Genomic DNA, 24424 nt, shown 5'->3' with positions numbered 1-24424 from the left:
CCATTTCGGCGGTGGGCTCTAGAACAGGGCCATGACCGCCGCTCCTCCGCCCCCGCCCGTCGATGTCGATCCGCGCCTGCTGGAGGTGCTGGTCTGCCCGGTGACCCGCGCCCCGCTGTTCTACGACCGCGCCCGCGGCGAGCTCGTCAGCCACACGGCCAAGCTGGCCTACCCGATCCGCGACGGCGTGCCGATCATGCTGCCGGAAGAGGCGCGGAGTTTGGCTGACGGGGAGTAAGACCCGGCGCAGCGAAAACCTCGTCCTTCGACAAGCTCAGGATGAGGTTTTCGATCGAGCGCCGAGCCTGAATTGGTCCTCATCCTGAGCCTGTCGAAGGACGAGGACCACTAACCGCCCTAAAGCGCCGTCCCGCGCAGCAGCTTCGGCAGGTCGCCCACGCCGCCGCCGGCTTCGTGCATGAAGAACCGGCGAGCCGGGGCGATACGGTTGACCGCCGCCATGCCGATGCCGCGCGCGACGCGCAGCAGGGCGTTGTCGTTCGAGAACAACCGCACGAAGCCGTCGAAGGCCAGGGCGTTGGTGACGTTGTCGAACCGCCGCCAGCGGGCGTAGCGCTCGAGTGTGGCTTCGGCGCCGATGTCCTCGCCGTTGCGGATCGCCTCGACCACCACCTCGGCCAGGGCCGCGGCATCCTTGAGACCCAGATTCAGGCCCTGTCCCGCGATCGGGTGCACGCCGTGGGCGGCGTCGCCGATCAAAGCCAGGCGTGGCGACGTCAGGCGCTCGGCCAGCGACAGCGACAGCGGATAGACGAACACCGGTCCGGCCATCTCGACTTCGCCGAGGAAATCGCCGAACCGGCGCATCAGGTGGGCGTGGAAGGCCTCGGGCGAAGCGCCCCGCAGGGCCTCGCCCCGCGCCGTGCTCTCGGTCCAAACCAGGCTGGCGCGGTTGTCGGTCAGCGGCAGGATGGCGAACGGCCCGCTGGGCAGGAAATATTCGTGGGCCACGCCCTCGTGCGGGCGCTGCATCCGCACCGTGGCGACGACGCCGCTCTGGCCGTAGCCCCAGCCGATGTCGCCGATCCCGGCGGCCTTGCGCAGGACGGAATTACGGCCCTCGGCGCTGACCACCAGCGGCGCGCTCAGCACCCGGCCGTCGGTCAGGGTCACCCGGGCCTCGGCGGCGTCGATCTCCAGGCCGGCCGCGCCCGCCGGCGCGATGACCGTCAGGCCCTTGTCCAGCGCCGTCTTCGACAGGGCCGCGCGGATCTGGCGGTTCTCGATCAGGTAGCCCAGCGGCTCGCCTTCCGAGCGGTCGGCGATCTCGCCGCTGTCGAAGCGCAGGAAGAACGAGGACGGCTTGCCCGAGGCCGCGCCCGGCGCCTTGCCGTCGGTGACCAGGATCTGCTCGATCCGCTGGGCGTGGGGCACCAGGGCCTCGCCCGCGCCGATCGCCCGCCATTGGCGGAACGACGAATAGGCGATGGCCGATGAGCGGCCGTCGAAGGTCGGGGCCAGCTGGGCGTCGAAGGGCTGCGGATCGACCAGCAGCGGCTTGACCCCGGCCGAGGCGAGGGCGAGCGCCAGGGTGGTTCCGGCCATGCCGGCCCCGGCGATGATGACGTCGGCGTCGTGCTTGCGCATGGCGTGGGTATGCGCTCGCGGCGGGCTCGCTGTCCAGTTGGACGGAAGGTCCGACGGCCCCTGCGCGACGGTCGCCAAGAGCCTCCGCAAAAATATTCCCTCAAGCGCGGCCATAAGCCGCCGCCTTTGGAAAACCCTGCCCTTGCTTACCCGCGATACGAGGCGTAACGGGACGGCGCATTTCCCCTTCGGGGGCTTAAAGATTGGAGACTGCGATGGGTTACCGGGTCGCCGTGGTCGGCGCCACGGGCAACGTGGGCCGCGAGATGTTCAACATCCTCGAGGAAGTGAAATTCCCCGTGGAGAAGATGCACGCCATCGCCTCGCGCAAATCCATCGGCACCGAGGTCTCGTTCGGCAACAAGATCCTCAAGTGCGAGGACCTGGAGCAGTTCGATTTCTCGACGGTCGACATCGTGCTGATGAGCGCCGGCGGGTCGATCTCGGCCGCCTGGGGCGAGAAGATCGGCGCGGCCGGTCCGATCGTCATCGACAACTCCAGCCACTTCCGGATGGACCCGGACGTGCCGCTGGTGGTGCCGGAAGTGAACCCGGACGCCGTCAACTCCATCCCCAAGAACATCATCGCCAACCCCAACTGCTCGACCGCCCAGCTGGTGGTGGCCCTCAAGCCGCTGCACGACGAGGTGCCGATCAAGCGCGTGGTGGTGTCGACCTACCAGTCGGTTTCCGGCGCGGGCAAGGAAGGCATGGACGAGCTGTGGGACCAGACCAAGGGCGTCTTCGTCCTGGGCGCGCCCGAGCCGAAGAAGTTCACCAAGCAGATCGCCTTCAACGTCATCCCCCACATCGACGTCTTCATGGACGACGGCTTCACCAAGGAAGAGTGGAAGATGACCGTCGAGACCCAGAAGATCCTGGATCCGGCGATCCAGCTGGTCGCCACCTGCGTGCGCGTGCCGGTGATGGTCGGCCACTCGGAGTCGATCAACATCGAGTTCACCGGCCCGCTGGACGAGGACGACGCCCGCGAGATCCTGCGCGACGCCGAAGGGATTGTCGTGGTCGATAAGCGCGAGAACGGCGGCTACATCACGCCGAAGGAAGCCCAGGGCGAGTTCCCGGTCTACGTGTCGCGCATCCGCAAGGACCCGACCGTCGAGCACGGCATCGCCCTCTGGTGCGTCGCCGACAACCTGCGCAAGGGCGCGGCCCTGAACGCGGTGCAGATCGCCCAGCTGCTGCACGACAAGGGCCTGATCAAGCAGAAGACGCCGGCCTAAAGAACGACCTCCCCGTCGTCCTTCCGCCAGCGGAGGGACGACGGGACAGGCCTTCGGGCCGATTTCGCACCTCTCCGCAAAAAGCGGGCGGACACCGGGACGACTCCCTGTCAGATCCCTCCGCGAAAGGTGCGGTCCATGTCCCCCAGTTCCACGAGCAGTCCCTCCGGCGACATGCGTTCGGCCTATCTGGCCGGCGCCGGCTGCTATCTGCTCTGGGGCTTCCTGCCCCTCTATTTCCACACCCTGGGCAGCTTCGGCGTCACCTCGTTCGAGATGATCGCCCACCGCACGCTGTGGTCGGTGATCTGGGCCGGCGGCCTCGTCCTGCTGGCCCGCCAGGGCGGCCAGGTCGGCGCGGTGCTGCGACAGCCCAAGACGCTTGGCCTGCTGCTGCTGTCGACCCTGGCCATCTTCGGCAACTGGACGATCTACGTCGTGGCGGTGAACGCCGGCCGGGTGATCGAGGCCAGCCTCGGCTACTACATCAATCCGCTGATGAACATGGCCGCCGGCGCCCTGCTGTTCCGCGAGCGGATGAGCACGGAAGGCAAGATCGCCATCGGCTTCGCTGCCGTCGGCGTGGCTATCCAGACGATCGCCCTGGGCCACCTGCCGCTGGTGTCGCTGGGCCTGGCCTTGACCTTCTGCGTCTACGCCATCCTGCGCAAGCAGGTGAAGGCCGACGCCCAGACGGGCCTGTTCATCGAGTGCGCCTATCTGGCGATCCCGGGCCTGCTATACGTCTGGCACATCCAGGCCAATGGCACGGGCCACTTCACCCAGGATTCGAAGACGGCCCTGCTGCTGATGGCGGCCGGTCCGGCCACCGTCGTGCCCCTGGCCATGTTCGCCTGGTCGGCCCGCCGCATGCCGCTCAGCGCCATGGGCTTCCTGCAGTTCATCGCCCCGACCCTGCAGTTCCTGCTCGGCGTGTTCCTCGGCGAGGCCTTCACCCCGCTGCGGGCCCTGTCGTTCGTGTTCATCTGGCTGGGCGTTGCGGTGTTCGCCTATGGCGTCTGGAAACGCACCCGCAACGTTTCGTCCGCGACCTGAGAACCACCGCCGTCAAAAAACGTTGGTCAATTTGTCGCACCGCCGCCGGCGCTTAAGTCGGCGGCAACGGAAGCGATTGCAGGTATGCCGGCAGTCTTTACTCAGGGGGAAACCATGTCCACGGACGCCGTCACCACGCCCAACCTCGCCGCCGTGCTCGAGGCCCTTTCCGCCGAAATGTCGCTGGCCGCCGAGGCCTGCGGCCACCTGGACAGCGCCCTGGGCAAGATCCTGGAAAACACCCCGCCGGAATCGCGCCTGGCCGTGATGCAGGAGCTGCACACGGTCGACCACCTGGCCCAGCACATCACCGCCATCACCGACTTCACCGCCAAGCTGGTGCAGGCGGCCCCGGACGGCGTGCCGCTGGAAGTGCAGGAAGCCCTGTCGACCATCACCTTGGGCGCCGTCGCCGAGCGGCTGCGGGGGCGGCTGGGGGTCTGAGGCCGCCACCATCCAACAACTCCCGTCATTCCCGCCCTTGTGGCGGGAAACCCTGGGTCCGGTCGCACGTGAGACGCAAGCGGCGTGCTAAGCACGCCGCCCCATCTGCCCTTGCAGCTGAAAGAGGGGTTCCCGCCACAAGGGCGGGAATGACGGGCGGATAGGGTTTGGGCGAACCCTACAAGCTCGCGTAAGCCGCCTTGATCAGGCTGACCGCGCGCGGGTCGCCGATCAGTTCGTTGCCCTGGCGGTTCATCACATAGGATCCCGAGACCCCGGTCTTCGGGTCGGCGAAGGCGCAGGAGCCGCCCCAGCCCGAGTGGCCGAAGGCGTCCGCCGTCGGGCCGTAGAAGAAGTTGGGCGTGTTGCGCATGAAGCCCGCGCCCCAGCTGATCTGGTAGGGCAGCACCAGATCCTGGCCGGCGATGCGTTCCGCGCGGGCCAGCTCCATCGTCTGCGGCGACAACACCTTCACGCCGTCCAGCGTGCCGCCGCTGGCCAGGGCCCCCAGCAGGCGGGCCAGGGAGTGGGCGGTGGCGTGGCCGTTGGCCGAGGGGATCTCGGCCCGCCGCCATTCGCCCGTGCCACGGCCGCCGGGCGCGGCCCATTTGGTCATGAAGGCCGCGCGGATGGCGTCGTTGATCTCGCCGAACTTCGGAAAGGCCGTTGGCCGCATCAGGTCGGCGCAGCGCTCGTGCTCGCTGTCGGGCAGGCCGATCCAGATGTCGAGGCCCAGCGGACCGGCCAGATCCTCGCGCAACGCCGTGCCCATGGTGCGGCCATCGACGCGGCGGAAGATCTCGCCGGCCGTATAGCCGAAGGTCACCGGATGATAGCCACTGGCCGTACCGACGGGCCACAGCGGGGCCATGGCGGCGAGTTTCGCCGTCGTCGCCTCCCAGTCGAACCAGATGGCCGGATCGACCTCGTCGAGGAAGCCCGACAGCCCGTCCTGGTGCGACATCACCTGGCCGACGGTGATCGCGTCCTTGCCGTTCTGAGCGAACTCCGGCCAGACCGAGGCGACGCTCGTGTCGTAGGTCAGCTTGCCCTGATCGACCAGACGGGCGACCAGCAGGGCGGCGATGGCCTTGGTGGTCGAGAACAGCGGCGTCAGGGTGTCGGGGCCGAAGGCGACCTCGCGTTTCCGATCGGCGAAGCCGGCCATCAGGTCGACGACGATCTCGCCGTCGATGGCCAGCGAAAAGCGCGCGCCCAGCTCGCCGCCGCCCGGCGAGGCCGGATCGAAATTGGCCTCGAAGGCGTCATAGACCTGGGCGAACGGGGCGGGGCAGACGCCAGTGATGTCGAGGCTCATGGCTTTTGCTCTAGCCCGGCGCGCCGGGGTTTGTCATCCGAAGGACAGTCCCCGCGTAACGGAGCCCGCCGATGAAGCCCGACATCCTGCAGCTCAAGCCCCTGTCGCCGCAGCTCGAGGCCGGCCTCGACGCCCACTACGCTGTCCACCGCCCCTATCGCGCCGCCGATCCGGACGCCCTGATCGCGCAGGTCGGTCCCAAGGCCCGCGGCCTCGTCACCGGCGGCGACCTGGGCGTGCCCGCCGCGCTGTGGGACCAACTGCCGGCCCTGGAGATCGTCGCCGTGCACGGCGTCGGCCTCGACAAGGTGGACCTCGACCTCGCCGCCGCCCGGGGTGTCGCCGTGACCACCACGCCGGGCGTGCTGACGGAGGACGTCGCCGAGCTGGCGATCGGTCTGTGGCTGTCGCTGTCGCGCCGGATGGTCACCGCCGACCACTACGTGCGCGAAGGCCGCTGGCCCAAGGCCGAGCGCCTGCCCCTGGCGCGGCGGGCCGCCGGGCGGACGGTTGGGATCCTGGGCCTGGGCCAGATCGGCCAGGCGATCGCCACCATGGCCGGGCCCTTCGCGGCCAGCATCGCCTATCACAGCCGCCGGCCGGTCGAGGGCGTCCCGTACGCCTATCACGCCAGCCTGCTGGACCTGGCGCGGGCGGTCGACGTGCTGTTCCTGGCCACGCCGGGCGCGGGCGCTCCCCTGGTCGATGCGGCGGTGCTGGAGGCGCTGGGCCCCGACGGCCTGCTGATCAACGTCGCGCGCGGTTCGGTGGTCGACGAGGCGGCACTGGTCGCAGCCCTGGCGGATGGGACCATCGCTGGGGCGGGGCTGGACGTGTTCGAGGATGAGCCGCACGTGCCGCCGGCGCTGCTGGCGATGGACAACGTAGTGCTGCAACCGCATCGCGGCAGCGCCACGGCCGAGGCCCGCGCGGCGATGGCGGCGCTGGTGCTGGAAAAGCTTGCAGAACATTTCAACTAGAGGTCGATTTTTCCGCTGGATCGCCGCCCCGCCGGACGGCACCTTGCCTCCACGACAGTCATCCGCGGAGACGACCTGTGCTGACGACCTTCTTCCTGGCCGCCACCCTGGCCTCGGCCACGCCGCCCGCCGCCGCGCCGGCCCCGCCCCCTGCTCCGGACGCGCTGAAAGCCATAGGCAGCCGCTGGCAGGTCCCGCAGCAGCAGGGCGACTGGGAGACCCACTACGAGGCGATGAAGGTGATCACCGGCCAACTGGTCGCCGCCAACCGCTGCGATGAGGCCGAGGAGGGCGCGGCCGCCTATGGCTACTTCCAGCTGGGCGCGGCCATCCGCTCCTATTGCCACGCCACCGGCCGCACCGTGCGCGACGGTCCCGACCTGAAGCAGCCGATCAATCCGGCCGCCTGGGGTCCGGACCGGCCGACGCCGGGCGAGAAGCCCGAGGCCGTGGCGCTGAAGAAGGACTAGGCCAACCGCTCGATGCGCACGGTCGGCGAGGTCTGCTTGATCCGGGCGGCCATGGCCACGATGGGCAGTTCCGGGGCGTTCCAGATGTTGGCGGCGGTCACCGTCTCGGCGACGCCGCCGACGGCCCGGGCCAAGCCGTAGGACAGGGTCTGGCCTTCGAGGATCGAGGCGGCGAACAGGGCGGTCAGCAGGTCGCCGGTGCCGCTGGGCGAGCGCGCGGCCTTGGCGTGGGCGGCCAGCCAGGCTTCCTTGCGGTCGGCATAGACGACGCCGATCTCGGCGCCGCGCTGCACCGACGAGACGATCACCGGCTTGTTGAGCAGGCGGGCGGCGCGCACGGCGCCGGTCGGATCGCGCACCTCGGCGCCGGTCAGGCGTTGCAGCTCCCAGGCGTTGGGGGCGACCACGTCGGCGCGGGGGATCAGGTCGGCGGCGATGGCCTCGGCCACCTCGGCCGGCACGTACAGGCCCTTGCCGGCGTCGCCCATGGTCGGATCGACGAGGATGGTCGGCTTGCGGGCCGAGGCCCCTTCGCGCGGAGTGGCCCGCACGGCGTCGATGGCCCGCGCCGCGGCGCGCACCTGGGCGGCGGTCGCGAAATAGCCGGTGATGACCAGGTCGGTCAGGCCGAACAGGCCGTTGGCCTCGAGCCCGTCAAGCATGCCTTCGACCACCTCGATCGGCACCGGCGCCCCACCGGGCGCGCCCCAGCCGGGATGGCGGCCGTAGAGCACGGTGGGGACTACCATGGTGTCGATGCGGAACTGGGTCAGGGCCGCGGCCTGGGCGGTGGCGCCCACCTGGCTGCCGGCGACGTGACTGGAAATGAGAAGCGCGAGCGGCATGGCCAAAGCAGTTAGCCGAGCCTGCGGAACTTGAACAGGGCGTCACGAAAGCAAAAAGATGACCATTCGCCCGATGGTCGAACCCGCAACAAAAAAGCCCGCTCCGAAGAGAGGGCTTTCCTGCCACGCCTGGGCCAGACGCGCTGTTAGTAGCGGTAGTGGTCCGGCTTGAAGGGGCCAGCTTCCGGCACGCCGATATAGTCGGCCTGTTCCTTGTTCAGCTTCGACAGCTTGGCGCCCAGCTTCTCCAGGTGGAGGAAGGCGACCTTTTCGTCGAGGTGCTTGGGCAGGGTGTAGACCTGGTTCTGGTAGGCGGCCTTGTTGGTCCACAGTTCGATCTGGGCCAGGGTCTGGTTGGTGAACGAGGCCGACATCACGAACGAGGGGTGGCCCGTGGCGTTGCCCAGGTTCACCAGGCGGCCCTCCGACAGCAGGATGATCTTCTTGCCGTCCGGGAATTCCACGTGGTGGACCTGCGGCTTGATCTCGTCCCACTTGAAGTTCTTCAGGCCGGCGACCTGAATTTCCGAGTCGAAGTGGCCGATGTTGCAGACGATGGCGTTGTTGCGCATCTGCCGCATGTGATCGACGGTGATGACGTCCTTGTTGCCCGTGGCGGTGACGAAGATGTCGGCGCGGCCGGCGACGTCGTCCAGGGTCTGGACCTCGTAGCCTTCCATCGCCGCCTGCAGGGCGCAGATCGGGTCGATCTCGGTGACGATCACGCGGGCGCCGCCTTGGCGCAGGCTGGCGGCCGAGCCCTTGCCCACGTCGCCGTAGCCGCAGACCACCGCCACCTTGCCCGACAGCATGACGTCGGTGCCGCGACGGATCGCGTCGACCAGCGATTCACGGCAACCGTACAGGTTGTCGAACTTGCTCTTGGTGACGCTGTCGTTGACGTTGATGGCCGGGAACGGCAGGTCGCCCTTGGCGGCCATCTGGTACAGGCGGTGCACGCCCGTGGTGGTCTCTTCCGACACGCCGCCGATGGCGTCGCGGATCGCGGTGTAGAAGCCCGGCTTTTCGGCCAGGTAGCGCTTCATCACGGTGTAGAGCGCTTCTTCTTCCTCGTTGGTCGGGTTGTTGAGGATCGTCGGATCCTTTTCGGCCTTCGGACCCAGCACGCACAGCAGGGTGGCGTCGCCGCCGTCGTCGAGGATCAAGTTCGGATAGCCGCCGTCGTGCCACTCGAAGATCTTGTGGGCGTATTCCCAGTACTCGACCAGGTTCTCGCCCTTGAAGGCGAAGACCGGGATGCCGGCGGCGGCGATGGCGGCCGCGGCGTGGTCCTGGGTCGAGAAGATGTTGCACGAGGCCCAGCGGACCTCGGCGCCCAGGGCCGTCAGGGTCTCGATCAGCACGCCGGTCTGGATGGTCATGTGCAGGCTGCCGGCGATGCGGGCGCCCTTCAGGACCTGGGCCGGACCATATTCGGCGCGCGTGGCCATCAGGCCCGGCATTTCGGTCTCGGCGATGGCGAGTTCCTTGCGGCCGAAATCGGCGAGCGAGATGTCCTTGACGATATAGTCGGCCACGGTCGGCTCCTGATCGGGGGTGTCTTACCGCGCTCTATAGCGCGCGGCGGCTATACTGGCAAATCGACATAAAGATTTCCTTATGTCTGCGGAGCAGGCAATCGGCCGCCGAATGTCGCGCGGTGGGCAAACTGGCGTGACGCTTGCGATCCAAACGCTTCAAATCCCGAAGTGGGATGTGGGGACATCAATTATGCGCTCGCCGAGCCGGCCTTTCTTCAAGGCCTATGAGATCGTGGCCATCGTCGCCTTCGTGGCGATCGCCGTCTTCGTGGGCAGCCTGAAGCTGGTCTACTAGACCCGCCAAACGCGCCGTCTTGGAACGAAACGGCGCCGGCCGCGCGTTGTAGGCGCATGCCGGAAGGTTCTGTTCCAACACCACCGCCTCCGCCCGAGGCCACCGCCACGCCGCGACGCAGGTCCTGGCGCGCCCTGCCGCGCGCCGCGCGCTGGGGGATCGGCGCCGCCCTGCTGATCCTGGCGGCGATCGTCGCCTTCATCGTCTGGTTCGACTGGAACATGCTGCGCGGACCGGTGGGCCGCTTCGCTTCGACCCAGTTGCATCGCGAAGTGCGGATCGACGGCGACCTGCGGGTCCATCCCTGGTCGTTTTCGCCCAAGGCCGAAGCCTACGGTCTGTTCGTCGGCCAGCCGGACTGGGCGCCCAAGACCGGGCCTCAGTCGGGCTACATGGCCCGCGTCGATCGCGTGGCGGTGCAGATCAAGCTGCTGCCGCTGCTGAAGGGCGACGTCATCCTGCCGCTGCTGGCCGTCGATCGGCCCGACGTACGGCTGCTGCGGGAGGCCGAGGATCGCGCCAACTGGACCTTCGGCGCCCCCAGCAAGAAGAAGGACGGCAAGGCGCTGAAGCTGCCGGCCATCCAGCATTTCATCATCAACGAGGGCAAGCTGCGGGTCGAGGACAAGCCCCGCGACGTGCTGTTCGTCGGTACGGTCAGCTCCAACGAGCACGCCAGCGGCGACGGTCAGGGCCGGTTCGTGCTGGAGGGCGACGGCCAGTACAACCGCTCGCCGTTCGTGGCCCGGGTGACCGGCGGCCCACTGCTGAACATCACGCCCAACAAGCCCTATCCGTTCGACGCGCGGGTGTCGGCCGGCTCGACGCGGATCGCGGCCGAGGGCTCGATCACCAAGCCGTTCGACCTGAACCGGTTCGAGAGCAACCTGACCATCGCGGGCAGCGACCTGAACCGCCTCTACGGCCTGACCGGCCTGACCCTGCCCAACACCCCGCCCTACAGGATCAGCGGCCACCTGGTGCGCAAGGGCGGCCGGTTCGACTTCGAGAAGCTGAACGGCCGCATCGGCGACAGCGACGTCAGCGGCGACCTGTTCGTGCTGGTTGATCGCGAGCGGCCGTACCTGGAGGCCGACCTCAAGTCCAAGCGCCTCGACTTCGACGACCTGGGCAGCCTGGTCGGCGCCGCGCCCGCCACGGGCAAGGGCGAGACCGCCTCGGCCGGCCAGAAGGTCGAGGCCGGCCAGCGCGAAGCCACCGGCCGCCTGCTGCCCGACGCCACCCTGCAGGTCGAGCGCGTGCGAGCCATGGACGCCAAGGTGACCTATCGCGCCCTGGCCGTGAACGCCCCCAACTTCCCGCTGAAGAAGGTCCGCCTGGACCTGACGCTCGACAAGGGCGTGCTCAACATGGACCCGATCGCCTTCACCTTCTCGCGCGGCGATCTGGCCGGGAAGGTGAGGCTGGACGCCCGTCCCGCCACGCCGATCACCGACCTCGACCTGCGCCTGACCAACGCCAAGCTGGAGGACTTCATCCCGCTGAAGACCGACGGCAAGCCGGCCATCGAGGGCGGCATCGTCGCCCGGGCCAAGCTGCGCGGCACCGGCAATTCGGTGCACCGCGCCGCGGCCTCGTCGAACGGCACGGTGACCCTGGTCGCTCCCAAGGGCCAGGTGCGCCAGGCCTTCGCCGAACTCCTGGGCGTCAACGCCTCCAAGGGCCTGCTGATGCTGCTGTCGAAGGACACCAAGGAAACCAGCCTGCGCTGCGCGGTGGCGAGCTTCGACGTCAAGAACGGCGTCATGCGCACCGACAAGATCGTCGCCGACACCGGCGTGGTCCTGGCCAAGGGCGAGGGCACGATCGACCTGGAGAAGGAACGCCTGGACCTGAAGATCGAGGGCGACAGCAAGAAGCCGCGCCTGGTGCGGCTGTTCATTCCGATCGAGATCAAGGGCCCGCTCGGCGCCCCGCGCATCGGCCTGCAGACCGGCGGGGCGATCGCCCAGGGCGGCGTCGCCGCGGCGCTGGGCTCGCTGCTCAACCCGCTGGCCGCCATCCTGCCGTTCGTGACGCCGGGCCTGGAAAAGGACGCCGACTGCGCCTCGCTGGTGGCCGAGGCCCGCGGCGACGGCGTGGCGGTGCGCACGACCCAGACCACCCAGGCCGCGCCGAAGAAGGGCAAGTAGGCCCCGTCACCAGAAGGGCTTGAGGTCCGCCATCTCGGCGAGCGCCGCCTTGGCCTCACGGGTCAGCCGGTTCGTCGCCTCGGGCGCGGCCGACAGGCGGCCGGCGGCGTAGGCGGCCTGGGCGTCGCCGTCGGCGAGGGCGGCGTCGCGGGCCAGGCTCGCGCCCAGGGTCTCGTCGTTGAGGCCGCCCAGGGCGTCCTGCAGGGCGCGGGTCGCGACCGACCACCGCTCCAGCCGCTTGGGATGGTCGGGAAACAGCGGGGCCAGGGCGTCGATGGCGTAGCGCAGGCCCTTGCCGCGGATCCGCAGGTGATGGCGGGCCTCGGCGTCGAGAGCGTCCAGGTCCGCGCCTTGCTCCAGCACGTCCTTGGCCAGCTTCTTCAATTGTTTGGCCGCGAAGGCCCTGGCGGGCGTGCGGCGGGCGTCGGCGCGTTCGGGATCCTCCAGCCAGTCGCCGGTCTCCAGCCACGCGGCGACGTCCAGCGCCACGGGGCCGAAGCGTTCGGCGTCGGCGACGGCGCGCGCCTGGCCATAGGCGTGCTGCTGGGCCTCGATCAGGGCCTTGCCCAGGGCGGCGAGGCCCTCGACCGACTGCGGATCGGCCACGGCGGCCGGCCGCCAGGTGCCGGCGATATAGACGTCGAGGTCGCGCGCCGGCCCCAGGGCGTCGGCCAGGGCCTTGAGGGCGTCCGCCACCGGCGTGGCCGACAGCTTGCCGGTCAGCGGGCGGAACAGCTTGATCAGCGCCCGCAGGCGGCGGGCGGCGACGCGCAGATTGTGCACCGCCTCCGGTCCCGGCAGGTCGGACAGGTCTTCGGCGGCGACGCACAGCCGGCCCAGCGCCGTGTTGCCCAGGGCCTGGAAGGCTTCGGCGGCGGTCATGTCGGGTCGCAAAACGGCCGCCTCGCGCCTCGCCGACGGAGTCTCGCCCAGGGCCAGGGCGTAGCCGCGCTCGGCCTTGCTGACCAGCGACAGGCGCAGCGGCGCGTGGGCCATCAGGTCGCGCGCCAGGGCGAACAGGGCGGCCGGCTGGCCGGACTTCAGCTCCAGCTCCAGCTCGCTGACGGCGGCGCGGTCGGTTCCGGCCTGCAGCTCGCCGCGGTCCAGAGCCGCCTCGATGGTGGCGCCCCCGTGCTCGACCAGGCGCAGGGTGCGCTCGACCTTGGCGGCGAAGACGGGGGCCAGCACGTCGCCGTTGACGATGCGGCCGGCCGGGGTCTGGTCCAGCAGGTCGCGGTCGGGACCGGGGCCGGTGACCGGCGCCTCCCATTCGCCGCGCGCGAACACCCCGCCGGCCGAGGCCGATTTCAGGGTCTGCTTGCGGCCGCCGTCGCCGTCGCGCACCCGCAAGCCGAAACCCGCCCTTCGCAGGGCGTGGTCGGCGGTGTCGTAATAGGTGGCGTCGAGCCGGCGCACGGCCTGGCGGCCGTCGAGACGGTCCAGGACCGCGTCGGAAGCCTCCGGGGCGATCAGGAACTTCAGTTCGATTTCGCGGTCCATCATCCGACTATAAACAGCCTGACAGCGTTTGGCTTCCGCAACGCAACATCGTGCGGACGCGCACGCCGTCTTGCCATTCGGATCGCCCAAGTTCAAACCTGCGCGCCATGACGAAGATCAACATCTCCGCACAGCCCCGCCACGACTGGACCCTGTCCGAGGTCGAGGCCCTGTTCGCCCTGCCGTTCATGGAGCTGGCCTTTGAAGCCGCGCGCGTCCACCGCGCCTGGTTCGACCCCTCCGAGATGCAGCTGTCGCAACTGTTGTCGGTCAAGACCGGCGGCTGCGCCGAAAACTGCGGCTACTGCAGCCAGAGCGCCCACTTCAAGACCGGCCTCAAGGCCGAGAAGCTGATGGAACCGGCCGTGGTCATCGCCAAGGCCCGCGCCGCCCGCGACGGCGGCGCCCAGCGCTTCTGCATGGGCGCGGCCTGGCGCGAGCTGAAGGACCGCGACCTGCCCAAGCTGGCCGAAATGATCGGCGGGGTGAAGGCGCTCGGCCTGGAGACCTGCGCCACCCTGGGCATGCTGACCGCGCAGCAGGCCCAGCAGCTGAAGGACGCGGGCCTGGACTACTACAACCACAACCTCGACACCGGCCCCGACTATTACAAGGACGTGGTGACGACCCGCACCTACCAGGAGCGCCTCGACACCCTGGCCTACGTGCGCGACGCCGGCATGAGCACCTGCTGCGGCGGCATCGTCGGCATGGGCGAGACCCGCCGCGACCGCGCCGGCCTGCTGCACCAGTTGGCCACCCTGCCGGCGCACCCCGACAGCCTGCCGATCAACGGCCTCGTGCCGATCAGCGGCACGCCGCTGGGCGACCAGATTCTGGCCGAGGGCGAAAAGGTGATCGACTCTGTCGAGTTCGTGCGCACCATCGCCGTGGCCCGCATCGTCTGCCCCAAGGCCATGGTCCGCCTGTCGGCCGGCCGCGAGGGCATGAGCCGCGAGCTGCAGGCCCTTTGCTTCCTGGCCGGCGCCAACTCGATCTTCGTCGGCGGCAAGCTGCTGACCACGCCCCTGCCCGACATGGACGACGACAGCCGCCTGTTCCACGACCTCGACCTGAAGCCGATGGTCATGGTGAAAGCCGAGGTCGCGGCCCCGGAAGCCATTCCGGCCGAGTAGTTTCTGGACGAAATTTAATGAAGGCGGCCGCGAGGCTTGCTTGCTCCGGATGCCCCGCAACCTATGGTGCGGGGCATCTTCGCTTTGCGCGAAATCCTATTCGGGGCTCTTCATGAAGCTGTTCGCCTCCGCCGCCGTCGCGGCGTTGCTGCTCGCCAATCCGCTGCTGGCGCAGGCCGCGCCCAAGCCGGCCGCCCCCAAACCGGCTGCCAAGGTCACGGGCCAGCTGGCCCAGCTGCCCAGCGTCGACATCCCCTACACCAAGTTCACCCTGGCCAATGGCCTGACGGTGATCGTGCACGAGGACCACAAGGCCCCGATCGTGGCCGTGAACGTCTGGTACCACGTCGGCTCCAAGAACGAGCCCAAGGGCCGCACGGGCTTTGCCCACCTGTTCGAACACCTGATGTTCAACGGCTCGGAGAACTTCAACGACGACTGGTTCAAGGCGCTGGAAAAGCTCGGCGCCACCGACATGAACGGCACCACCAACGAGGACCGCACCAACTACTTCCAGAACGTGCCGACCGCGGCCCTGGACCAGGTGCTGTGGCTCGAGAGCGACCGCATGGGCCACCTCGTCGGCGCGATCGACAAGGCCAAGCTCGATGAACAGCGCGGCGTCGTTCAGAACGAGAAGCGCCAGGGCCAGAACCAGCCCTACGGCCAGGTCTGGGACGTGATCACCGCCAGCACCTACGACGCCGACCATCCCTACGGCCACACCGTCATCGGCGAGATGGCCGACCTGGACGCGGCCTCGCTGGACGACGTCAAGGACTGGTTCAAGAACTACTACGGCCCGGCCAACGCCGTGCTGGTGCTGGCCGGCGACATCACCCCAGCCGAGGCCAAGGCCAAGGTCGAGAAGTACTTCGGCGACATCCCCTCGGGCCCGCCCCTGACCCGGCAGAAGGCCTGGCCGGCCAAGCGCACAGGCAGCCAGCGCGCCGAGATGCAGGACCGCGTGCCCCAGACCCGGATCTACAAGATCTGGAACATCCCGGAATACGGCTCGGCCGCCTCGGACTACCTGGCCCTGCTGGGCGACGTGCTGGTCTCCGACAAGACCTCGCGGCTCTACCAGCGCCTGGTCTACACCGACCAGACCGCGGTCAATGTCGGCGCCGGCGTCAATGAGAGCGAGATCGGCAGCCAGTTCATGGTCACCCTCACCGTCAAGCCGGGCGGCGATCCGGCGGCGGTGGAGAAGGCCTTCGACGAGGAGTTCCAGCGCCTGCTGCGCGACGGCCCCACCCCCGAGGAAGTGGCCAAGGTCCGCACCCTGAGCCTGTCGAACTTCGTGCGCGGCGTCGAACGGATCGGCGGCTTCGGCGGCAAGTCCGACATTCTCGCGGAAAGCCAAGTCTATCTGGGCTCGCCCGACGCCTACAAGACCGGCCTCGAGCGCATCCGCGGCGCCACGGCGGCCCAGCTGCAGGCGGCCGGCAAGGCCTGGCTGACGGACGGCGACTTCACCCTGACCGTGACGCCGTTCCCGACCTACACGACCACCGCCGGCGTCGACCGCAAGGTCATGCCCGAGGTCGGGGCGACCAAGGCTCCGGCCTTCGTCAAGCTGGAGCGCGCCACCCTGTCGAACGGCATCAAGGTGATCCTGGCCGAACGTCACGAGACCCCGCAGATCCGCATGGGCCTGCTGTTCGACGCCGGCGTCGCCGCCAGCGCCGGCGACAAGGCGGGCCTGACCAGCGTCGCCACCAGCATGCTGACCGAGGGCACCACGCACCGCGACGGCCTGACCATCAGCCGCGAACTGGCCCAGCTGGGCGCCGGGATCAATTCGGGCAGCGGCCTGGACTTCACCTCGGTGTCGCTCAACACCCTGACCACGACGCTGGACCCGGCCCTGGCGATCTATGCCGACGTGCTGCAGAACCCGGCCTTCAAGTCGGAAGACCTGGACCGCTTCAAGAAGCAGAACATCGCCGCCATCCAGCAGGCCAAGCAGAACCCGCAGGCGCTCTCCAACCGCATCCTGCCGGTCCTGGCCTACGGCGCCGGCTCGCCCTACGGCCAGCTGACGACCGAGGCCTCGATCGCCTCGATCACCCGCGACGACGTGGTGCGCTTCCAGAAGACCTGGCTGCAGCCGCAGGGCGCCACCCTGATCGTGGTCGGCGACACCACCCTGGCCGCGCTGCTGCCGAAACTGGAAGCCCAGCTGGGCGGCTGGAAGGGCGCTCCGGCCAAGACCAAGCCGCCGGTGCAAGCCGCGTCCAGCAAGGCCGCGGTCTATCTGATCGACAAGCCCGGCGCCCAGCAGTCGGTGATCGCCGCCGGCAACCTGGTGCCGCCGCGCGATCCCAAGGACCAGGCCGCGCTCGACACCTTCAACACCCTGTTCGGCGGTGACTTCGTCTCGCGCCTGAACATGAACCTGCGCGAGGACAAGCACTGGTCGTACGGCGCTTTCTCGGGCGTTCGCGACGCCCGCGGCTCGCGCCTGTTCCTGATCCGCGCGCCCGTGCAGACCGACAAGACGGCCGAATCCTTCACCGAGGCCCGCAAGGAGCTGACCGACATCATCGGTCCGCGCCCGGTCACCCCGGCCGAGCTGGCCAAGGCCCAGAACAGTCTGACCCTGTCGATGCCGGGCAGCTGGGAAACCGGCGGGGCGGTCTCGGACTCGATCGGCGAACTGGTCAATTTCGGTCTGCCGGACAGCTATTTCGACGAATATCCGGCCGACGTGCGGGCGGTGACCGTCGACAGCGCCACGGCGGCGGCCAAGAAGGCCATCAAGCCGGACGAGCTGGTCTGGGTGATCGTCGGCGATCGCGCCGTCATCGAGCCCAAGCTCAAGGCCCTGAAGCTCGACATCCAGGTGATCGACGCCGACGGCAAGCCGGCGAAATAAGCGTCAGGCAAGGCCTGTGCGAAGGGCGGCGCTTCGGCGCCGCCCTTTTCGTTTGCGCGCCCGGGCGGACGCCCCGATAAGCCGCTCGACCATCCGCCGAACCCAGCCAGGAGCACGCCCCGTGCAGCAGCCGACCGAGATCATCGCCCTCAGCGACGGCCCGGCCAACCTCATCGCGGGGACCTGGCCCGACCGGACGATCGACACGGTGACGCGCGCCGAACTGCACGCCTATCGCATCGACGCCCCCAAGGGCCGGGTTCTGGTCTGCGCCGGCGGCGGCTATCTGCGGCTCATGCACGATCGCGAGGGGGTCGAGGCGGCGCTGTGGTTGAACGGCCTCGGCTACGACGCCTATGTCCTGGCCCATCGCCTGCCCGGCGCGGCGAGCCCCGACGGGGTATGGCCCAAGGACATCGCTCTGACGGATGGGCGGGCGGCCCTGGCGCGCATCCCCAGCGACCTGCCGCGCTTCGTGCTGGGCCTGTCGTCGGGCGGCCACCTGGCCGGAACCCTGGCCTGCCAGCCTGAGGCGAACCTGGCCGGGGTGCTGATCGCCTACGCCCCGATCAACGCCAACCACCGCGACCACAAGGCCCCGGCCGGCAAGCCCGACTATCCGCCGGCCGAAAAGCAGGCCTTCTACGACGACTGGGCCATCGGCATCGCGTCCGAGCCGCACGGCGTGCCGTCCTGCCCGGTCTTCCTGGCCTATGCCCTGCTCGACCAGGTGGTGCCGGTGGAGCACGCGCTGAACTTCATCAAGACCGCCCGTGACGCGGCGCTGGATCTCGACGTCCACGTGTTCGGCAAGGCCCCGCACGGCTTCGCCCTGCGCGAGCTGGACGGCACGCAGGGAGCCTGGCCGGAATTGGCGGCGCGGTGGATGACGGCAAAGGCGGGCTGAGAGCCCTACCGCTCCTCGTCGAAGCGGTTGCCGACCAGCTCGACCAGGGCGTCGACGGCGGCTTCGGCCTCGGGGCCCTCGGCGGCGATGTCGATGGTGGAGCCGATGCCGGCGGCCAGCATCATCAGGCCCATGATCGAGCGGGCGTCGACGCTGGAGCCCTCGCGGGCCACCTTGACCTCGGCGTCGAAGCCCGAGGCCAGCTTGACGAACTTGGCCGAAGCCCGGGCGTGCAGCCCGCGCTCGTTGATGATCTCGACCGTGGCTGTCGCCGTTCGACTCATTTTTCTCCCGCCAGCACGTAGGAGGCCACGGAGATGTATTTCCGTCCAGCCTCCTGGGCGTGGGCGACGCAGGCGTCCAGGTCGTCGCGGGTGCGCACGCTGGCCAGCTTGATCAGCATGGGCAGGTTCAGGCCGGCGATGACCTCGGCCTTGGTCTGCTCCATGACCGAAATGGCCAGGTTGCTGGGCGTGCCGCCGAACATGTCGGTCAGCAGGATGACCCCCGCGCCGTCATCGACGGCGGCGCAGGCCTTCAGAATGTCCGACCGGCGACGCTCCATGTCGTCTTCCGGCCCGATGCAGATGGCCTTCACCGCAGTCTGCGGCCCCACCACATGCTCCATGGCGGAAACGAATTCCTCCGCCAATCGCCCGTGCGTGACGATCACGAGCCCGATCATGCCTGGTCTCTCAAACGGGATCCCCTTCGCCCGAAACGGCAGGGAGGCGCCGCGCGGGCCGCCTTGATACGCTTGTTAGGGACCGACTCCAAGATGCTCCAGCATGCGCCCGATCTTCGCGGGCGCGGCGGGTTCGAACGGCCACAGGTCGAAGACGGGGATGGAAACCCCCATTACCGTCTCCAGACGGGGTTCCGGCATGCGCTCGACGCGGTCCGCAGCCTCGACGCAGCGCACCAGAACAGCGATTTCCGACAGGGCGATGGCGGGTTCGGGAACGACGCCCAGGCCTCGCGCCTCGATCAAACCCGAGAGCGGATCGGGCGCGCGGCCGTAGAGCCGGCCGCCGGAGGCGAAGACGACCACCCGGTCGTCGGCGACCAGGCGGAAGCCCGCTTCCAGCGTCCGCAGGGCCAGGTCGCTCTTGCCCGCGCCCGAGGGCCCCTCGATCAGCGCCCCCCGCCACAAACCGCAGATGCGGCGCGCGACGAGGCCGGCGTGGCGGATCACTCGCGGCTCCCGTGGCCATGGCCGTGGTGACCGTCGCGATGCTCGGGCAGCTCGACCACGAACCGCGCGCCGATCACCTTGCCGGCGTCGTCCTGACGGTTCTCGGCGTGGATCTTGCCGCCGTGCGCCTCGACGATCTGGCGGGCGATCGACAGGCCCAGGCCCGAATTGCCGCCGAACGCCCGGCCCTTGGGCCGTGAGGTGTAGAAGCGCTCGAAGATGGTCTCGAGGTTGTCGGGCGGGATTCCCGGGCCGTCGTCCTCGATCGTCGTGAGCAGGCGGCCGTTCTGGCGGACCAGCCCGACCCGCACCTCGCCGTCGCCGGCGCTGAACGAGCGGGCGTTGTCGATCAGGTTGCGAAACACCTGGCCGACCGGGATCTCCCGCGCCAGCACCCGGACCGGGCCGGCCGGGACCCCGGCCAGCACCACGCTGACGCTGAACGGCGGCTCCTCGCCGCGCACCTGGCCCTGATAGATGGTCACCGCCTCGGTCAGCAGGCGCGCAAGGTCGATGGGCCGGGGCGACTCGCGCGACAGCTCGGCGTCCAGCCGCGAGGCGTTGGAGATGTCGGTCACCAGCCGGTCCAGCCGCCCGACGTCCTGCTGCAATATGCCCAGCAGGCGCTGGCGGGCCTTGGCCTCGGTGACCAGGTCCAGGGTCTCGATGGCCGACCGGATCGAGGTCAGGGGGTTCTTGATTTCGTGGGCCACGTCGGCGGCGAAGCGCTCGATGGCCCCCATCCGCTCGGACAGGGCCTCGGTCATTTCCTCGAGGGATCGGGAAAGGTCGCCGATCTCGTCGTTGCGGCGCGAAATGTCGGGCAGGCTGATGGCCCGCGCGCCCTCCAGCCGCACGTGGTCGGCGGCCCGAGCCATGCGCAGCACCGGCTGGGCCACCAGGCGGTGCAGCAGCACGCTGGAGACCAGCACCGCGCCCACCGCGACCAGCACGAACGGCAGCAGGGCCTTGCGCTCGGCGGTGATGATCTCGTCGACGTCGCCCGCCTCGACCGTCAGCACGCCCAGCACCGCCCGGACGTGCTGGATCGGGATCGACACCGACACCACCCGCTCGCCGTTCTCGGCCACGCGCTGCTGCTTGACCGTCTCGCCCATGCGGGCGCGGGCGATCTCCTGCTCGAACTCGGCGCGGGCCCGCTCCAGGGCGCGGGGCTTGGCGTCCTTGTCCTGCAAAGACAGCCTGAAGCCGTTGTCGCCCGGCTTGCGGGCCGGCGGCAGCACCTTCCACTCGACCCGGTCCTCGACGAGGTAGGAATCGGCCAGCAGACGGCCTTCGCCGTCATAGAGGCGGGCGCGCTGCGAATGGCCGGAGAAGAACGACTGCAGAATGTCGTTGGCCGCCGCCACGTCGAGCGCCGGCTCGGGCTCGCCCACGGTGGCGGCCCGCTCGATGATGTTGGCGATCAGCTCGCCCTGGGTGCTGAGACTGTCGATCCGGGCGTTGATCAGGCCGTTGCGCAGCTCGTTGAGCACCAGGGCCCCGACCACCAGGATGGCCAGGGCCAGCAGGTTCAGGCCGATGATCAGCCGCCCCAGCCGCGAGGCGCGCGGCCAGGCCAGCCGGCGCCGCTCGCGCGGCGCAGGCTCAGGACCCGGCTCAGGCCTCGCGGTAGCGGTAGCCGACGCCATACAGGGTTTCGATGGAATCGAACTCGGGATCCACTTGGCGGAACTTCTTGCGCATCCGCTTGATGTGGCTGTCGATGGTGCGGTCGTCGACATAGACCTGATCGTCGTAGGCGGCGTCCATCAGGTTGTCGCGGCTCTTCACGAAGCCGGGACGCTGGGCCAGCGATTGCAGCAGCAGGAACTCGGTGACCGTCAGGCGCACCGGCTTGCCGTCCCACAGGCTGTCATGGCGGGCCGGGTCGAGCGTCAGCTTGCCGCGCTTCATCATCTTCGAGCCGGCGGCGCCGGCGGCGGCCGGGGCCGCGGGATCTTCTTCCTCGGGACGGGCGCGACGCAGCACGGCCTTCACCCGCTCCAGCAGCAGGCGCTGGCTGAAGGGCTTGTGCATGTAGTCGTCGGCCCCGAGGTTGAAGCCGAGAATCTCGTCGATCTCGTCGTCCTTAGAGGTCAGCATGATGACCGGCGTCTCGGTCGACTGGCGCAAGCGGCGCAGCACTTCCATGCCGTCCATGCGCGGCATCTTGACGTCGAGGATCACCAGGTCGGGCGGATTGCTTTCCACCGCCTCGAGCCCGGAGACGCCGTCATAATAGGCCTTCACCGTGTGGCCATGGCTCTCCAGGGCCAGGGAGACCGATGCGACGATGTTTTCGTCGTCGTCGATGAGCGTGATCTCGGCCAAGCCGTCTAATCCTCCGAAAATCCGTAGGCCGATCCTATCGACCCCTGCGCCCCGCTACAACGCACGGAGCGGCCAAGCTTTCCATCGCGCCTTTTGGTTCCGCATTGCGGCCAGGGCATGGCGGGCTTGGACACAGATGGGGCGTCCATGGCGGCCGCGACAGTCCAGCGCGTAAAACGCCGGTCTTGGGCTTCAACCTGCCCTTAAGGTCTCGTACGTCATAGTCGAGTCTCAGGAGCCCCATCAGCCCATGAGCGACCAAGTCCACTACGAGCTGTTCGTGCGCCGCAAGGTCGGCGCGCAATGGACTCTGGACATGGCGACCGAGATCCGCAGCCACGCCTTGGCCCAGGCCGAGGAAGTGCTGAACTCGGGGCGCGCCGTCGCCGTGCGGGTCTCGAAAGAGACGCTGGACCCCGAAACCCGCGAATATCGCTCCATCTCGATCTTCACCAAGGGCATGGTCGACGGCGGCAAGCCGAAGAAGCCCGTGGAGGAGATGGAGGCGCTGTGCGTACAGCCGGCCGACCTCTACACCGCCCACGCCCGCGACCGCATCGGCCGCCTGCTGGAAAACTGGCTGCAACGCCACAAGGCCACGCCGTTCGAACTGCTGCACCGTCCTGACCTCGTCGAGAAGCTGGAAGCCTCCGGTACCGACCTGCAGCACGCCCTTCAGAAGATCGCCATTCCCGAGGCCGAGGCCCGGGGCATGTCGGTCCACGAGTTGATCCGCAATTTCCAGGGCCTGGTCGAGCGCTCGGTCGCCAACCTGGCCAAGGCCTTCAAGAAAGGCCAGCTGCCGGACCTCGACAAGGAAGGCTTCGCGAAAGCCGCAGAGCGTCTGGCCTCCGATCCCGACCGCGCCTTCCTGCTGGGGGCCGGCGTCGCCGCCTCGATCGCCCCCGCCAAGGACTGGAGCGAGAAGATCGCCCGCCTGCTCGACCTGGCCGACGCCGCCCCGACCGAGCCCAAGGCCCGCGCCGCGGCCCTGTCGGCCATCGAGACGCCCCTGGCCGAGATCATCGGCTCCAAGGCCGGCATGGCCGACCTGCTCAACACCGCCGACGACCTGGGCTCGACCCTGGCGGCCATGACCCGCCTGGCGGGTGGGGCGCAGGTCGAGATGCTGATCAAGGTCGAGGCCAGCGTCCGGGGCTGCATGCCCGAGCTGTCGGGCACGGCCAAACGCCTGGGCCAATGGCTGTCCGGCTCCGATTTCCCGACCGTCCGCGCCTCGATCGCCCGCCGGGTGCTCAAGGAGCTGAACGGCGTGCGCCGCCTGAAGCCGACCGACGCCGAAGCCGAGATCGAGCACCTGCGGGCCCTGGCCATGAGCCTGACGGCCGCCGCCGGACGCATCCTGCCGGCCGAGGACATCACCGCGGCCTTCACCACCCGCTCCAAGACCCTGCTCAACGGCGACTTCATCGAGGCCCTGCTCGGCCGCGACCGCTCGGCCCGCGAAGAGGTCGTCATGCTGATCCGCCTGGCCGAGAACGTCATGGGCGCGGTCAACAAGCGCCACGCGGCCCGCTGGCTGTCGGCCAACATCACCGCCATGCGCTTCGAGAAGGAGTTGCGCCAAGGTCCCGACAGTCCGTCGGTGAAACTGGCCGCCCTGGCGGGATTGCAGAAGTCGCTGGTGCGCTCGGGCCTGGTGCCCGAGGACTACCAGCCGCTGTGCGCCAAGCTGGGCGACGTCGGCGGCCTGGTCGAGGCCGACAGCCGCCTGCTGTCGCTGCTGGCCCGCGCCCCCGCGCCCCTGCCCCAGCGCCTGAACCTCCTGGCCCGCCTGGCCATGGGCGAGGCCGGCCCCACCGGCCCGGTCGCCGACCGCGCCCGCCTGGAAGCCCTGAAGCTCGCCCGCGCCCCCGAGGCCCGCGAACAGCTGGCCGCCAGCCCCGAGACGCTCGACCTGCTCAAGGGCCTGGTCCAGCAGCAACAGGCGGCTTAGGCCGCTTTTCGGCCCCCTCTTTCACAACCAAGCTCGCCTTCCTCGCCCTCGTGGCGAGGATCCATGTCGGCGACCGCTCAGACCTCGACCATCCCGCAAAGATTGAGCGGCTGGACGATGGATCCTGGGCACAAGGCCCAGGAAGGCGATCGTTCCAGGTTCCGAGAGACGCCTCCGAGCTTGACCGGCGGACGCAGGCGGCCAATCTGGCGCCCTTTTCTCGCGACCTTCCCGGAACCCCGCCATGGCCTTCATCAGCATCGTTTACCCGGCCCGCGACGGCGCGCGCTTCGACCATGACTATTACGCCCGAACCCACATCCGGATGGTGCGCGAGGCCCTGGCCGAGACCGGCCTGCTGGACGCCCGGGTCTATCGCGGCGTGTCGGCCCTGGACGGCGGGCCCGCCCCGTTCGTGGCCATGGCGCACCTGACCTTCCGCGACGAGGCGGCCATGCGCGCCTGCCTGGAAGGCCCGGCCGCGCCTGGCCTGCACGCCGACGTCGCCAATTTCACCGACATCGCGCCAGTTATCGAGATCTACGCCGCGGGCTGAACGG

At 69.2% G+C, this 24424-nt stretch carries 22 protein-coding genes; 12 read left to right on the top strand and 10 right to left on the bottom strand.

What is annotated here, in order from left to right:
* The first annotated feature begins 31 nt into the window (after window positions 1-31).
* Window positions 32-238, top strand: a complete 207-nt coding sequence (locus tag I4Q42_RS22135; protein WP_058348402.1) for a Trm112 family protein — start codon at window positions 32-34, stop codon at window positions 236-238.
* 119 nt (window positions 239-357) lie between these two features.
* Here the strand turns inward: I4Q42_RS22135 and I4Q42_RS22130 are convergent, their stop codons facing one another.
* Entirely contained in the window at window positions 358-1608 is a 1251-nt protein-coding gene (locus I4Q42_RS22130; RefSeq protein WP_198578264.1) for a UbiH/UbiF/VisC/COQ6 family ubiquinone biosynthesis hydroxylase, read from the bottom strand.
* 215 nt (window positions 1609-1823) lie between these two features.
* Between I4Q42_RS22130 and I4Q42_RS22125 the strand changes: the two genes are divergently transcribed.
* From I4Q42_RS22125 to I4Q42_RS22115, 3 genes are all read left to right on the top strand, one after another.
* Window positions 1824-2852, top strand: coding sequence for an aspartate-semialdehyde dehydrogenase (locus I4Q42_RS22125; RefSeq protein ID WP_198578263.1), 1029 nt, complete (start codon window positions 1824-1826; stop codon window positions 2850-2852).
* A gap of 138 nt (window positions 2853-2990) precedes the next feature.
* On the top strand, window positions 2991-3908 hold the full coding sequence (gene rarD / locus I4Q42_RS22120; RefSeq protein ID WP_198578262.1) for an EamA family transporter RarD: 918 nt from the start codon (window positions 2991-2993) through the stop codon (window positions 3906-3908).
* 114 nt (window positions 3909-4022) lie between these two features.
* Window positions 4023-4352, top strand: a complete 330-nt coding sequence (locus I4Q42_RS22115; RefSeq protein ID WP_198578261.1) for a hypothetical protein — start codon at window positions 4023-4025, stop codon at window positions 4350-4352.
* A gap of 178 nt (window positions 4353-4530) precedes the next feature.
* Here the strand turns inward: I4Q42_RS22115 and I4Q42_RS22110 are convergent, their stop codons facing one another.
* Window positions 4531-5670 (bottom strand): serine hydrolase domain-containing protein, encoded by a 1140-nt coding sequence (locus tag I4Q42_RS22110; protein ID WP_198578260.1) that lies wholly within the window; start codon window positions 5668-5670, stop codon window positions 4531-4533.
* 71 nt (window positions 5671-5741) lie between these two features.
* Here I4Q42_RS22110 and I4Q42_RS22105 point away from each other — a divergent pair, with 71 nt between their 5' ends.
* Window positions 5742-6650, top strand: coding sequence for a 2-hydroxyacid dehydrogenase (locus I4Q42_RS22105; RefSeq protein ID WP_198578259.1), 909 nt, complete (start codon window positions 5742-5744; stop codon window positions 6648-6650).
* Window positions 6651-6727: 77 nt separating this feature from the next.
* Window positions 6728-7120 (top strand): hypothetical protein, encoded by a 393-nt coding sequence (locus I4Q42_RS22100; RefSeq protein ID WP_198578258.1) that lies wholly within the window; start codon window positions 6728-6730, stop codon window positions 7118-7120.
* Here the strand turns inward: I4Q42_RS22100 and I4Q42_RS22095 are convergent.
* Window positions 7117-7965, bottom strand: coding sequence for a PfkB family carbohydrate kinase (locus tag I4Q42_RS22095; RefSeq protein ID WP_198578257.1), 849 nt, complete (start codon window positions 7963-7965; stop codon window positions 7117-7119). The genes I4Q42_RS22100 and I4Q42_RS22095 overlap by 4 nt on opposite strands.
* 146 nt (window positions 7966-8111) lie before the next feature.
* Window positions 8112-9503: an adenosylhomocysteinase gene (gene ahcY, locus I4Q42_RS22090; RefSeq protein ID WP_198578256.1), complete on the bottom strand. Its 1392-nt coding sequence runs from the start codon at window positions 9501-9503 to the stop codon at window positions 8112-8114.
* A gap of 354 nt (window positions 9504-9857) precedes the next feature.
* Here ahcY and I4Q42_RS22085 point away from each other — a divergent pair, with 354 nt between their 5' ends.
* Entirely contained in the window at window positions 9858-11954 is a 2097-nt protein-coding gene (locus tag I4Q42_RS22085) for an AsmA family protein (RefSeq protein ID WP_198578255.1), read from the top strand.
* 6 nt (window positions 11955-11960) lie between these two features.
* Here the strand turns inward: I4Q42_RS22085 and I4Q42_RS22080 are convergent, their stop codons facing one another.
* Entirely contained in the window at window positions 11961-13454 is a 1494-nt protein-coding gene (locus tag I4Q42_RS22080) for a CYTH and CHAD domain-containing protein (RefSeq protein WP_198578254.1), read from the bottom strand.
* 107 nt (window positions 13455-13561) lie between these two features.
* Here I4Q42_RS22080 and bioB point away from each other — a divergent pair, with 107 nt between their 5' ends.
* The 3 genes from bioB (at window position 13562) to I4Q42_RS22065 (ending at window position 18378) form a co-directional block, all read left to right on the top strand.
* Window positions 13562-14590: a biotin synthase BioB gene (gene bioB, locus I4Q42_RS22075; RefSeq protein WP_198578253.1), complete on the top strand. Its 1029-nt coding sequence runs from the start codon at window positions 13562-13564 to the stop codon at window positions 14588-14590.
* A 112-nt stretch (window positions 14591-14702) separates the two neighbouring features.
* Window positions 14703-17471: a M16 family metallopeptidase gene (locus I4Q42_RS22070; RefSeq protein WP_408611116.1), complete on the top strand. Its 2769-nt coding sequence runs from the start codon at window positions 14703-14705 to the stop codon at window positions 17469-17471.
* 121 nt (window positions 17472-17592) lie between these two features.
* On the top strand, window positions 17593-18378 hold the full coding sequence (locus I4Q42_RS22065; protein ID WP_198578251.1) for an alpha/beta hydrolase: 786 nt from the start codon (window positions 17593-17595) through the stop codon (window positions 18376-18378).
* 5 nt (window positions 18379-18383) lie between these two features.
* Here I4Q42_RS22065 and I4Q42_RS22060 read toward each other — a convergent pair whose 3' ends face one another.
* From I4Q42_RS22060 to I4Q42_RS22040, 5 genes are all read right to left on the bottom strand, one after another.
* Window positions 18384-18662, bottom strand: a complete 279-nt coding sequence (locus tag I4Q42_RS22060; RefSeq protein WP_058348727.1) for an HPr family phosphocarrier protein — start codon at window positions 18660-18662, stop codon at window positions 18384-18386.
* Window positions 18659-19063, bottom strand: coding sequence for a PTS sugar transporter subunit IIA (locus tag I4Q42_RS22055; RefSeq protein ID WP_058348726.1), 405 nt, complete (start codon window positions 19061-19063; stop codon window positions 18659-18661). Before I4Q42_RS22055 ends, I4Q42_RS22060 begins: the two co-directional genes overlap by 4 nt.
* 75 nt (window positions 19064-19138) lie before the next feature.
* Entirely contained in the window at window positions 19139-19573 is a 435-nt protein-coding gene (locus I4Q42_RS22050; RefSeq protein WP_198578250.1) for an HPr kinase/phosphorylase, read from the bottom strand.
* The gene (locus I4Q42_RS22045) at window positions 19570-21225 is read right to left on the bottom strand and encodes an ATP-binding protein (protein WP_198578249.1); all 1656 of its coding nucleotides are present in this window, start codon (window positions 21223-21225) and stop codon (window positions 19570-19572) included. Before I4Q42_RS22045 ends, I4Q42_RS22050 begins: the two co-directional genes overlap by 4 nt.
* Window positions 21194-21907, bottom strand: a complete 714-nt coding sequence (locus I4Q42_RS22040; RefSeq protein ID WP_198578248.1) for a response regulator transcription factor — start codon at window positions 21905-21907, stop codon at window positions 21194-21196. Before I4Q42_RS22040 ends, I4Q42_RS22045 begins: the two co-directional genes overlap by 32 nt.
* 250 nt (window positions 21908-22157) lie before the next feature.
* Here I4Q42_RS22040 and I4Q42_RS22035 point away from each other — a divergent pair, with 250 nt between their 5' ends.
* Both I4Q42_RS22035 and I4Q42_RS22030 read left to right on the top strand, forming a co-directional pair.
* On the top strand, window positions 22158-23864 hold the full coding sequence (locus tag I4Q42_RS22035; RefSeq protein ID WP_198578247.1) for a hypothetical protein: 1707 nt from the start codon (window positions 22158-22160) through the stop codon (window positions 23862-23864).
* Between the two features lie 244 nt (window positions 23865-24108).
* Window positions 24109-24420 (top strand): EthD family reductase, encoded by a 312-nt coding sequence (locus I4Q42_RS22030; RefSeq protein WP_198578246.1) that lies wholly within the window; start codon window positions 24109-24111, stop codon window positions 24418-24420.
* The last annotated feature ends 4 nt before the right edge of the window (window positions 24421-24424 follow it).

Origin of the sequence: Caulobacter hibisci (assembly GCF_016135805.1) — a bacterium.
In the GTDB taxonomy this organism is placed as follows: domain Bacteria; phylum Pseudomonadota; class Alphaproteobacteria; order Caulobacterales; family Caulobacteraceae; genus Caulobacter; species Caulobacter hibisci.
Note: the sequence above shows the minus strand (reverse complement) of the source record. Positions and strands in the feature narration are given on the sequence as shown.